The sequence below is a fragment of the Timonella senegalensis JC301 genome (assembly GCF_000312125.1).
Classification (GTDB): domain Bacteria; phylum Actinomycetota; class Actinomycetes; order Actinomycetales; family Cellulomonadaceae; genus Timonella; species Timonella senegalensis.
Map to the genome: position 1 here is coordinate 704,605 of NZ_HE978641.1, position 13,106 is coordinate 717,710.

At 61.5% G+C, this 13,106-nt stretch carries 4 protein-coding genes and 2 pseudogenes; all 6 read right to left on the reverse strand.

The window, feature by feature from the left end; translation table 11 throughout:
• Positions 1–7 precede the first annotated feature (7 nt).
• Complete coding sequence (locus tag HGSM_RS02995; protein ID WP_040594558.1) at positions 8–2,632, reverse strand: TrlF family AAA-like ATPase; 2,625 nt, start codon at positions 2,630–2,632, stop codon at positions 8–10.
• A 28-nt stretch (positions 2,633–2,660) separates the two neighbouring features.
• Positions 2,661–6,357 (reverse strand): annotated as a pseudogene (locus HGSM_RS03000) (YobI family P-loop NTPase).
• A complete protein-coding gene (locus HGSM_RS03005) occupies positions 6,354–9,494 on the reverse strand; it encodes a type I restriction endonuclease subunit R (RefSeq protein ID WP_019147257.1) in 3,141 nt (1,046 codons plus the stop codon). Before HGSM_RS03005 ends, HGSM_RS03000 begins: the two are co-directional and overlap by 4 nt.
• On the reverse strand, positions 9,491–10,621 hold the full coding sequence (locus HGSM_RS03010; protein WP_154646224.1) for a restriction endonuclease: 1,131 nt from the start codon (positions 10,619–10,621) through the stop codon (positions 9,491–9,493). The genes HGSM_RS03005 and HGSM_RS03010 overlap by 4 nt, the downstream gene beginning before the upstream one ends.
• A gap of 74 nt (positions 10,622–10,695) precedes the next feature.
• Positions 10,696–11,412 carry a restriction endonuclease subunit S gene (locus HGSM_RS15045; RefSeq protein ID WP_407635104.1) on the reverse strand — a complete coding sequence of 239 codons (717 nt, stop codon included), beginning with the start codon at positions 11,410–11,412 and terminating at the stop codon, positions 10,696–10,698.
• An 11-nt stretch (positions 11,413–11,423) separates the two neighbouring features.
• Positions 11,424–12,861: pseudogene (locus tag HGSM_RS03015) on the reverse strand (N-6 DNA methylase); the annotation flags it as partial.
• Between the last annotated feature and the right edge of the window lie 245 nt (positions 12,862–13,106).

The following is a 13,106-nucleotide window of genomic DNA, read 5'->3' on the forward strand; positions in this document are numbered from 1 at the left end:
ATTCACGCTAGAACCCGTAAAGGTGCTGGCGAGCGTTGAAAGCTGCTGGCCCGCCCTCGAGCACGTTCTCAACGTGTGAGCGAATGGCTACATCGTCCAGGGAGCCGATCCCGTCCGCTGCCGCACGGCCGTTCTGGCCATCTCCTTCGAGAGCCACAATCAACTCAGCATCCCCGAGCACGGGAACGTTCGCATTATGGGTGCTCGCGATGATCTGACGCTTACCCTTGAGGCTCCGAAGGTTGGTGACGATGCCGTCATAAACAAATCGGTTGTCGAGATCGTCCTCAGGTTGGTCGATCACGAGCGGAGCGTTCGATGCGCCGAGCAGGAGAAGGAGCAGTGCGGTCGCACGCTGTCCTTTCGACAGATCGTCCATCTTCTTGAACTCGCGTGTGCCGGTTCCTGCCTGCACGTCCAGCTGCACCTCCACAGCTTGCCCAACCGACTGCTCCTCAAGCTGGCGGAAAAGGGGCTCACCGGCCTCGATCAGAGATCGTGCCTGTGCGCCGGTGATCGAGAACTGTGCACTCAGCTCAGACTCGCCAGCTCGTGCCGCCTCCACGAAAGCACGCGTTGAGAAGTTGTCCTGGTCAATCGCCGCCATGATGCGATTACGCTGACCGGAGATGGACTGGTCGATCAACGACTTGATGTGCTTCCGATCCGGCGCGGGGACAGGCTTTACGATCACGACACCGCCGGTCGCGGCGTTCGCGGCACGGATCGCTTCGGTCAGTTCTCGTGCCCGGTCGTTCTCGTGGCCTGCGAGTGTCTGCAGCAGGGTGTCCCGCTCGGTTTGCAGGCCTTGGAGACTCGTTGCGATACCGGCGCGTCGAGACTCCTTAGCCTTCAGCGTCTCCAGCGCTTTGGTCGTGTCGAGGTACTTGTTGGGTTCCAGCCCCTCCGCCACGAGCTTGCGAAGCACATCATCGTGCTCGTCGCGCTGCTCGCGAACTGCGTCTGACCATTCGGTCTTCGCTGTCTCGATCTCCAAGGATGCCGCGTCGAGCGCTGTGCGGGCCTCAGCCGCAAGAGCAGCCAGCTTGGCGGCAAGTGTCGTCGACGCAGCCTGAGCGCGCTTGAGATAGTCAGATCTGGGTGAGTCGTCAATGTTCTCGAACGCGGCCTCCAGCTTCGTGATCAGCTGCGGGTCGGTGAGCGCTGTTAGCGATTCCTGAGCTGTAGCCACGCGCGCCGTTGCCTCGGTGAACACCGCTTCATCCTGGGTGAGTCGCGTAACTTCCTTGAGGCGAGTCGGCACATCCGTGTCGGTGTAGTGCCGCACCTGCTCCTCTAGCCGCGGGATATCCGCAAGCTCATCTTCGAGCTGAGTTCGCCCTTCCTCCGCACGAGTCAGCTTCTCTCGATTCAGCTTGAGTTTCTCCAAGGTGTCGGTGTGCTCGACTGTCAGTTCGCCGCTCCCTTGGAACCGCTGCAGCATACTCGCGACCTTCGAGCTGTCGTTCGTCAGCTCGGCGAGCTCGTGCTGTCCGAAGATCTCCACGTTTGCGATGACATCGACTGGCCGCAGGTTGGTGGCAGTACCGCTCTCGTCTTTCACTACCGGAAGGTTGTTGACAGAGCGTTCGACGGTGAACGTGCGCACCGACGGCGAGGTGGTCTCGACAAGCAGCTTCACCACGGTGCCTGACTTGAGCACGCCGTTCACGATGCCGTCATGGTCTCGCTTCGCCTCTGCACCAATCGGAGTGAGCCCCAGCACGAATCGGAGGCTCTCAATGGCGGTCGACTTCCCAGTTCCTCGTCCGCCAATGAGTGTCGTGAGATCGGTCGAGAGCGGGATCGTCACGCCGTCCAGGAAGCCGCCGACCCACGAGATCTCCTTCAGGATGGGGCGCGCCTCGATCGCGGGATCTTCCAGCGAGACGCGGGTCTCCGGAGTACGGACGGCGAGCTTGAGACTGTCCACGGAGAGGCGACTGACCTTGAACCAGCAGCTCGCGCCCTCGCTTTGGAGGGCGGAGGGCTTCGTCACATCGTCGGCATGGATCGCGGCGAGCGGGTGAGCTCTGTCGTAGGGCTTGGTGCCGTTGAGGATCGCCGACTGGTCTGTGCCATCGGGTTGGCTCGGCGTGATGCCGAGTGCATGAAGGTCCGAGTGCTTGATCTTGGTGACGAGTGGCTGTCCAGCGCGGCCGGTCAGGAGGCCACTGTTCGGAACGTTGACGTGGGCAGGAATCACGAGGGCGCCCTGCGCGGTCATCTTCTCGAGGATGTCGGTGAACGGCTCGCCGGTTGTTCCGTTGGCGCAGCCGGGCGCGACCCCGCACATCCCGATCGCGGCGTTGATCGTTGCTGCGGTGGTACCCGCTTCGAAGATCACAAGGATGTGGATGCCCTCGTCGGAGTTCGCTTCGAAGCCGGGAAGGGCAACGATGCCCCGCTCGGCCGCGTCGCGGATGAGCTGAAATGAGGAGTCGACCTTCCAGTGATCCGTGATGGCAAACAGCTCGATGCCCTGCGCTTCGCACTCGTCGAGCAGAGCCTTGTTGTAGTCTGCCTCCGTGTTGTACGTGGCCGATGGCGCGTTCTTCCCCTGGTATTCGTAGGGGTTCACCTGGAGTGCAGCTCGCACCCACCGCGCTCCATGTGTTGTCTTCCCGCTCATCTCTGTCCTCGCAGCCTGCAAATGCACATCACTTGTGCCTCCTGTTCACCTTGATAGGCGATACATCTGGGTCATACGAACTGACGGTTCCGTGACCCTTCAAGCACTCAAGTAGGGCTCGGTCTGCGGGGGTATTTGCGATGTGCAGGGCGGTGCGTCCCACCGTGGTCAACTTCGAATAGTCGCCTCCCAGCGACTGCAAGATCGCGAAGAGGTCTGCGCGGGCAAGGTCGCCAAGGTGCGGTTTGAGAAGGGGTACTACGTACTGCGCAGAAGCGCCACCCTGCGCCATCTTCTGCACGACAACGGACGGGATGGTGTGCCCGTGCTTCACAGCAAGGCGCGCCAGTCCATTCAGCCCTCGCTGCCCAGCGACCTCGGCGTACGCTTTCAGACTGCTCGACGATCACCCGCTTGATCGCGTCCTCGATCTCATTGTCGGCGAGAAGCGCCGCCAGATCCGGCTGCACCAGCTCCGGCGTCATGTGGCTCGCGAACTCCTCCGACTCGCGGATGAACGCCCTTCGCGTTGGCCAATCAGTCGCCGCAAGGTGCGCATATGACTCGGCGGTGTCCGAGATGATGTCGTACTTGAGGAGTAGCGCGAACAAGTCGCCGGTCTCGGCAGCAATCTCCCCAATCTCGAGGTGGCTTCCCAGCTTCAAGCTCGCAACAAGGTCCGCGCGCAGTGTTGCGGCTGGCAGCTGCTCCCGCGCCGCAAGGATCGTGGTCGCCAACGTGGCCTTCTCGCCCTCGTCGGCCGACTCAGCCTCGGTGAGCGTGCCTGCTGCGGCCAGCAGCGGAGCGAGGTGGGCATCGACTCCAAGAGCAGCAACGTATCGGCTGACGTTGTTGAACGTTGCAGGGAACCGCTGATGCATAGCCAACGCCGGCCACGCTCCCTCGGAGATGGCGCCAAGATCGACAACCTGGCACGCTGGCGCAGCGCGCTCAACCACGTCGGCCAGGCGAGGCGTCCCTTGCTCGAGTAGTTCCTCGAGCACTGCGATGAACTGCTCACCTGTATCGACCGCTGCGGAAGAGCCTTCGATCGCGCCCAGATAGACATCGATATGTTCGAGGACGTAGTCATAGACCGTCTTGTTCGCCGCTCGGATGACGTCGAGAGTAACCGTCTCGTCATTGCCAATCGCGAGGGTCAGGTTCTCATGCGTGATGTCGTACAAACCGCGCGAGACGAACGACGGACGGGCACTTGCCGAGAGCGGCGTCAGGCTAGGCAGCGTGATACTCGCCTCGGCGAAGAGCGCTCCAACTCGCTCTGCCTGGGCGGACATCCCGTCGTTCGTGAGGACGGAGAACTCCGCGTAGTGCGTTCGTAGATAATCGACGACCCGCGCGTCCGTGCGCTGCGCTGACGATGACAGATTCGCCAGTGCAACGTCTACTAGTTCTAGCTGCGAAGCGTCGTCCAGCTCCGCTTGGTTCACGAGGTAGAGAAGCGTTCTCGGCGACACTGTCACAAACCGCTGGACGAGTTGTGCGCGCTGCTCACCGGCGGTCAAGTACGCCTGCAGGAACTGCGTCTGACTCTCTCCCAGGCCAACCAGCGAGCGAATCATGATGTCGGCTGCATCAGCGTTGGTTGCAAGGAGACGATCAAGGATCGCGATGTTGTAGAGCGCTGGTTCTTTCAGTGCGCTCTTGCCACGTTCCCGCACGACGGCATCGACATCCTCCGGGCCGAGTTCAAAGTGCGCATCCATCAGGTCTCGCTCGACGTGGTGGATGATGAAGTTCGTCGCCGCTGGGCTTACGCGGTCGCCGTGGAACGTCGAGGTGTACAGCGTGAAGTTGCGGTTGATGTGTCCGGCCCGAACAAGCTGATAGGCCAAGCCGGGCTTGAGCAGTGCCTTGGCGACGTACTCAAGCGACTGCGCCGTCTCCTTGTAGGTCGCAGACGTACCTTCGCTCGCAGGCGTGTCGAGTTCCTTGAACATGACTAGAAACTCCGGGCGCTTGATCAGATCACCCATGTCCGCACCGCGCAGGAACTTGATGTCCTCGAACTTCTCGTTGAGTTGTTCATTCAGCGGATCCCGATCTGCATCGCTCCAGCTGTCAGCATCCAATGGATCACCGAGCGCGCCGACAAGGCTGGATCGCGAGAACGTTAGTACGTTGCCAGACGACATCTGCTGACGGAGCTCTGGGTCACCATCCGCCGCAACGAAAGCCGCCCAGAACTCCGCACTTCGTAGATCCGCGTCCGACTTCGGGGCGCCATCAACCGAGGATGTCAAACCGTTCCGACGTCGGCTTCCTAGCGCTGAGGCCGAGGCTGCCGTCCGTTCGATGTGCGCCGCCAGCAAGTCCGCAAGGTGGGAGCTGCGCGACTCTGCGCCGCTCTTGCGTGCAAGCCGCTGCCGAAGCGTACGACGCTCGCCCTCGATCCGCTTGATGTTCTCGGTTACCAGCTCGCGACTGAGCTTGTAGAGGGTGTCCAGATTGCTCTTACCGAGTCGGATCGTCTCGAAGTCCGTGAGGTGCGTGCTTTTGTAGAGCATCATCGCGAACAAGTCAGTCTCGCTCAGATCGAGTTGCTCACCGTCGCCTGAGAAGATTCGATCGCGGAAGACGATGAACTCGTTGCGGACGTTCTTCAGCAGCCGCATATCAGGGACGTACTGCGCAGCCAGATCGAGCAGTTCCGGCTCCACCTTGTGCTCGATCTCGGCCAGCAACCGAGTCGCCAGGTTCCGTGCACTGCGATGCGTGATGAACGGCACCACCGGAATCACGAGATCAAAGAACTTGGTGCGGTTAGCACGCACCGCTTCGGCCTGCGCAGGATCTGCGATTGCGAGCACGTCGGTCTCGAGTTTGCGCCCTTCCGCTTCCAGCCCGATTCGATCGAAGATGCTGTCCTTGATCGCATAGATGAAGCGGATCGGCTTCTCGATCTGTGGTGAGGCGTTGAGCAAGGTATTGAGTGCGCGCAGCGTCTCGAAGATGTGTGAGTCGTTGAACCGGTCGATGTCTTCGAAGATCACGACGTCACGATCCGACACGTCGAAGAAGTAGACGATCTCGTCAAGATACTGGTCAAAGTACGAGACGGAGTTGTCATCGAGGGTGACCGTGGCCGCACCCGCCGAGAACTGCTTGATGCGGATCTTCCCGTAGAACAGCCAGCGCACCAGGAGCACCGCTGTCGTTGCCACGACCCAAACGATCAGGTGTGCCCAGACCCCGAGATCGTTCAGTGCTGTGAAGGTGGCCGCGATCCGCGCGGTCCACCCGGTCAGAAGGAAGATGACGGCAACGGCGAGGCCCAACAGGGCGGCAGTGCCGAGTTCTCTCCACCCCTGGAAGCGTTCGATCCGGCGAAACCGAGATGCAGGAGTCTTGCTGGGATCCTCTCGGTAGAGCAGCTGCTTAACGATCTCCTGCTGGATGCGGTTCGTCGGAGTCGTGGCCTGCAGCGGCACCGACTCGTCTAGCTTGGACGCTTCAATCGGGGCAAGGGTGGACAGCGAAAGCTCGACAACGCGGCCGTCAAGTCGCTTCCCGAGCTCCCGCAAGATACTGCTCTTGCCGACACCGTAGTTTCCGGACAGCGCGATGTTACGAATCTCATCGTCTTCAAGCGCAGCCTCAAGCGCCGAGACGTAGCCACTGTGCTCAGCTTCGAGATACTCAGGGGTGAGTGGGATGAGACTCCACTTGGACTTCTCGGTCGGCTCCTTCGGGGCGTAGCTCATCCCTCCGATACCTCCCCCTTAGCAAACAACTCAGCTTGCTCCAGCACCAGCTCGATCGCCTTGGCCTCAGCATCAGGCGGATAGTCGTAGCGCGCCAGCAAGCGCCGCACCTTGGTGCGCATGGTGGCACGGACGGAGTCCTTGAGATTCCAGTCGATGGTTGCGGACTCCCGAACTGCCTTGACGAGCTTCTGCGCGATCTCCTTGAGAACCTCGTCGCCAAGCTCCAGCACGGCTGCGTCGTTTTGGACGATGGCGTCATAGAACGCGACCTCGTCCTCGCGAAGCCCCAACTCGTCATGTCGCTTCTCGTCGTCGCGCATCTGCTTGGCGAGCTTCACCAGTTCCGCGATGATCTCCGCCGTCGTCAGCGACCGGTTCGTGTACCGATTGATCGCCTCGTCCAGCAGCTCGGAGAACTTCCGCGCCTGTACGAGGTTCGTGCGCTGCACGGTGCGGATCTGGTCGTTGAGCAGGCGCCGCAAGAGCCCCATCTGGAGGTTCGGCTTGTCCTTCTCCACGAGCGAGTCGAGGAACTCATCGCTCAGAATGGACAGCTCCGGTGTCTCGACACCAGCGAGCTTGTAGATGTCGACGACCTGGTCGGCGGCGACCGCCTCGTTGAGCAGCTGCCCCAGTGCGGTGTCGATCTCGACCGCCCCAGAGCCGCCACGCCCCGAGTCAGGGTTCTGGATCTTCAAGATGGCTGCACGGACGTCGGTGAACAGGCGCACGTCGTTGCGGATCGCTGCCGCCTCGTCACGTGCTCCGGCTAGCGCGAACGCCTTGGCGAGCGCGAGCACCTGGTCATTGAAGCGCTTCGTGCGGTCGGGGTCGGCCATGACGAAGTCGAGTACCCTGGCGTACTCCGCCAGGCGCTGCGAGGCGGTGAGCGTCGGCGAGGAGTCGTAGCCGACGCCGTGCAGCAGTCCCCGGATGATGTCGTGCTTCTCCAGCATGACGGCGACCATCTCGTCGATCGGTACGCCGGCCTGGTCACGATCAGAGGGTGAGTACTCCTGGAGCGCCGCCTGAAGGTTCGCGAACACGCCAATGTAGTCGACGATGAGCCCGCCGGGCTTGTCCCGGAAGGTGCGGTTGACTCGAGCGATGGCCTGCATCAGGCCAGCACCCTGCATGGTCTTGTCGACGTACATCGTGTGCATAGACGGCGCGTCGAAGCCGGTCAGCCACATGTCGCGGACGATCACCAGATCGAGTTCGTCGTCGGGGTTCTTCGCCCTGAGCTTGAGGTCTTTGCGGACGTCCTTGGAGTGGATGTGCGGCTGGAACTCGGCCGGATCGGCAGCCGAGCCGGTCATGACGACCTTGATCTTGCCCTTAGCGGGATCGTCCGAATGCCAGTCCGGGCGAAGCGCGACAATCTTCTCGTAGAGCCGCACCGCGATACGGCGGCTCATCGTGACGATCATGCCCTTGCCGAACAGCGCTTCTCGTCGTTTCTCCCAGTGCTCGACGATGTCGCGGGCGATGAGGTCGAGCCGCGAGTCGGCGCCGACGATGGCCTCCAGCCGTGACCAGCGGGACTTCGCAGCCGTGGCGGCATCCTCTTCGACGGTCTCGGTGATCTCGTCCGCCAGTTCGTCGAGCGCGGCAAGGTCGTCGTCGGACAGATCGATCTTCGCCAGACGCGATTCGTAGAAGATCTTGACGGTCGCGCCGTCCTCGACCGCACGAGTGAGGTCGTAGACGTCGACGTAGTCACCGAACACCGATCGAGTGGACTTGTCGTTCGACTCGATCGGTGTCCCGGTGAAGCCAAGATAGGTGGCACCCGGCAAAGCATCTCGCATGTGCTTCGCCAAGCCCGAGCGCAAGCGTCCGTGACGATCCAGCGTCTCTCCGAAGCCGTACTGGCTTCGATGCGCCTCGTCCGCCACCACGACGACGTTGCGACGATCCGTCAGCACGGGGTTGGCATCGCCATCCTCGCCGGGAGCGAACTTCTGCAACGTCGTGAAGACGATGCCGCCCGACGCGCGCTTCAACTTCGTCCGCAGGTCAGTGCGAGTCGCGGCCTGCACCGGGGTCTCCGGCAGGATGCGCGCCGGGGCGAAGGTCTCCCCGAACAGCTGGTCGTCCAAGTCGTTGCGATCGGTGATGAACACGAGCGTCGGATTCGCCATCCGGGGATCGCGCATGATCTTCGCGGCATAGAACACCATCTCGAAGCTCTTGCCCGACCCCTGGGTATGCCAGACCACACCACCACGACGGTCACCATCAGGCCGAGACGCCTGCACGGTCGACTCGACCGCTGCATTCACCGCCCAGTACTGGTGGTACTTCGCCACCCGCTTCACCAGCACCCGCCTCGGCTGCCCAGCGGCCTTGTCGGTGACGGTTTCATCGCTGAAGACGATGAAGTTCTGCAACAGATCTAGGAACCGCTTCGGCTCGAACACTCCCTTGATAAGCACTTCAAGGGCAGGGCGGTCGCTGACTACCTCGCGGCCCTCGATGGTCTTCCACGGCGCATAGTGTTCGAACGCTCCGGCGTAGCTGCTCATCGCCGCCGACGTGCCGTCGGAGATCACGGTGACAGCGTTCGGCACGAACACGGACTGGATGTCTTGTCGGTACGTCTGCACCTGGTTCCACGCCGACTTCAACGTGGCGTGCCCGGCAGTCGGGTTCTTCAACTCCAGCAGCGCCAACGGCATGCCATTGACGAGCACCAGCACGTCAGGCCGGCGGTTCTTGCCGTTCTCGACAATCGTGAACTGGTTGATCGCCACCCAGTCGTTGTTCTCCGGCCGATCTAAGTCAACCAACCACAACCTGGTCGTGCGCAGCGCACCGTCGGCATCCCGGTGCTCGACAGGCACGCCCTCGGTAATGAGCTGATGCAGCCGGTAGTTCTCATCGATCGGGCTCTGCGACTCCGCACGCCGCACCCGCTTGATCGCCTCGTCGACAAGGGCAGGGGAAGTCCCCGGATTGATACGACGGATCGCGTCACGCAACCGGGCCCACAGGAATACCTCCTCATAGGAGTCGCGCTCCGCGCCCGGCTCGCCAGGAGCGATGTCCGGCCCGTGCAGGGTGCGGTAGCCCAGCTCCGCGAAGTACTCCAGCGCCGCCAGCTCGACGATGTTCTCGTTGAACGCGCTCACTGCTCGTGCTCCTCGGCGGCTGGTGGAGCGAGTGGGCGATCTTGAGTTGCATCAAAGGAGGCTGCCTGCTCGTCTGCACTCATGTCATCGCTTAGCTGGACCCATACCGCGCCATGTGGTGATCGGATCATCTTGAAGTCTTCGGATATCCAGCCGAACGTCACAAGCTCATCGTCCTCATCGAGGAAACCGATCTTCCGTCCCGCTTCCTGCAGCTCTGCGAGGGAGTAGCAGTGACGCTGCCCGAGCAAAGTGTTGCAGGTTGCATGCCCCCACGCGACGGAGGTCGGACGATGATTCAATGCCTCGTAGACAAGAGGTTCGAGATGGAAAAGGTTGACCTTCGTGGAACGCGTGGCCCCTTCGACTTGCAGCGCAGCGTTCAGCAGCCCATCAACTTGACTGAAGTCGACGGACTTGTGGAGCTCTTCGTAGTCGATCACCCGAAGGCAGAGCGGACAGATAGAGAGCCCGTTCCGAGTGACACCCGCGCGTTCCAAGCGATCTCCAAGCAACCCGCTATGGTCGAGTATCGCCTTGAGATGCAATGCCTGGGACGTCGTGTAGGGACTGGACCGCGCATGAACGATCAGCCAAGAGAGCATGGCCTGACACTCGTAGTTCGTCTGAGCAGGAGCGTACTCGGGAGCGAAAATACCTTGAGGGGGCCCCTCATACCGCTTCGGCCTCGTTGCGCCAGCGTTCGACAGACGAAGGACATACTCCCCCGAGTCGACAGCACGGTTTCCACGGCGGGCTACGGGACGACCATCTCGCGACAGCCAACGCACCTCCCAGTCCGCCAGCGGCGGGAACGCCTCCAGCGACGCGTGACTGCGATACAACACGAACGCGTCTCGCCCCACAACTGGAGACCCCGTCTCGGCGAAGCGTTGCCGTACGACCCCTGGTGATTCAAAGTACTGATCCGGGAACAGGCGCACGACGTATCCGTCGGCATATTGAGTGAGGTCGACGTAATCAAGGTGTTCAAACGGAACAATCACCTTGTTGTTGCGATAAACATGATTCTGATAGGCGCCCTTATCACCGCCCCGCGGTGTCGCATATCCAGCCTTATTGATCTTGTTCAGATCCGCTGCACCAAAGAAATCCCATGCTTCCACTGGCCGCAGGTCATGGTCCCCGTTGTGCGCCGCCACACGGAGGCAGCCCTCGATTAGGCAGAGATCTGGGATCCTCATTCGCTCCGCCTCACTGCGTAGTGCGAGCCAAGGACCGATAGCTGACCGAGCACAGCGTTGAGGTTGAGGTTGTGCTCAATCAGTCCATCGATCCGATTCAAAGTCTCAGCAATCCGTCGCTGCCACTCCAACGATGGCACGGTGAACGCGAGCTTGGCGATACTGCCGCCGCTGATCTCTCGGAACGTGCTGCCGTTGGCATGTGCATCCAGGACTCCAGTGGACTGGCGCAACAGGTAATACCAGAAGAGGGGATCCTGAGTCTCGTCAAATATCAGAGAACGGACGCCCTGATTCGTGGCCAACGGCTGAGCGGCGATCGCGACGAGGCCTACTGGAGCACGGCTGGAGACGAGTACCGCATCTTTCGGGAGCAGCTTTGCGCTTGAGTTAGCCAGACCCGCCTCCGACAGTGATCTGGCGCCCGCACGAATATACCGGCCCTGATGTCCTGTCATGTCCTTGGGTGTTATCCAAGGGATACCGCCGCCGAAGTTCGCCTCGTCACGCGAAGGCGGTGTGCCACCGCCCACGACTTTCGCAACATCGCCGACGCACACTTCCCTCCACTCATCGACCTCGAGCGCGTCCGAGAGCACAGCAAGCGCAGCTTCTGCTTGGGCACGAGCCGAGTCAAAATCCACCAGGAGTTGCCGGGCTTCAGAGACTAGGTTGATTCGTGCTGTGAGCGATTCGGGTGCGTTTGGGTCCACTACATTGTCGATAGACCCGACGTAGCGGCTCGGCGTAAGTACGTAGCCTTGCGCGGCAATCTCCTCGGCTCTCGCTACCCGAGCGAAACCCTCAATGTCGACATAAGGTTCCGCAGGATTGCGTGAACGCCATGCGTGGTATGTGCCTGCAATCTTCGATATGTCGTCGTCGCTCAGTGCACGTAGACGACGAGTCTCCATCTGACCAAGACGTCGTGCATCAATGAAGAGCACTTCGCCCGCGCGAGCGCGATGGCCGTTCCCGTGGCGGCCCTTGGATACGAACCACAGCGACACTGGAATGGCCGTATTGAAGAAGAGCCGATCGGGCAGCGACACGATGCAATCAACAAGGTCATCCTGGACGAGTCGCTCTCGAACGTCCGCCTCACCTGCCGCTCGCGATGAGAGCGCTCCGTTCGCAAGCACGAAGCCCGCAGTACCCGTGGGACTGAGGTGGTGGATGAAGTGCTGCACCCACGCAAAATTGGCGTTGCTCTGCGGCGGCGTTCCGTACTTCCAACGCGGATCATCGGCCAGCTTGGAATCCCACCAGTCAGAGACGTTGAAGGGTGGGTTCGCGATGACGAAGTCGGCACGCAAATCCGGGTGCAAGTCCTCCGTGAAGGAATCGGCCGAGCGCGGCCCAAGGTCGGCTTCGATACCTCGAAGCGCGAGGTTCATCTTGGCGAGCTTCCACGTCGTGTCGGTGTACTCCTGCCCGTAGACGGAGATGTCAGTGCGCTTACCACCATGAGCCTTCACGAACTCGGCTGACTGCACGAACATGCCGCCTGAACCTGCCGCAGGATCGTAGACGCGCCCCTTGTACGGCTCAAGCATCTCGACGAGGAGCTTGACCACCCAGCGGGGCGTGTAGAAGGCTCCGGCGTCCTTGCCCGTCTCCTTACCGGCGAACTGGCCGAGGAAGTACTCGTAGACCCGACCCAACACGTCGTCGGCGCCGTGATCGTCGGTCTCGGTGAAGCCAATCGAACCGATCAGGTCGACCAGCTCGCCCAGACGTCGCTTGTCCAGGCCGTCGCGGCCGTAGTTGCGCGGGAGCACACCGCGCAGTGACGGGTTCTCCTTCTCGATGAGATCCATCGCTTGGTCAATCTGCTGCCCGATCTCGGGCTGCTTCGCCACGGACTGGATGTAGCCCCAGCGCGCGAGCTCAGGCACCCAGAACACGTTGTGACTGGTGTACTCGTCGCGATCCTCGAGGAAATCAGGCAGCCGCTCCGGCTTGATCCCCTCCGTGGCCAACTCTGTCTGCAGAGTAGCTCGACGCTCCTCGAACCGGTCCGAGATGTACTTGAGGAAGACCAGGCCCAGCACGACGTGCTTGTACTCGCTCGGCTCCTGGTTGCCGCGCAGCTTGTCGGCAGCCTCCCAGAGGGTCTGCTCGAGTGTCTTCGTCGGTTTCGGCTTCGCGGCGCGTGCCATGCTGTGAGTCTCCTCTGCGCCGCTGGGCGCGTCTTAAGTTGTGCTAATAGTGCCGTGTCCCACGGTACCGGCGGCCTCCGACACTGCTAGGGTGCCGCGCCGCTCGGGCGGGTCGTGCTGTCGCAGGCGGGAGCCGGACGGCTCGACCGGGACGCTGCGATCTGCCCTCTATTCTCTCATAATCCGCAATTTGCCGGAATAGGAATATCGCAAAGCGACGGATAAATACCTGCAGAGAGACAATT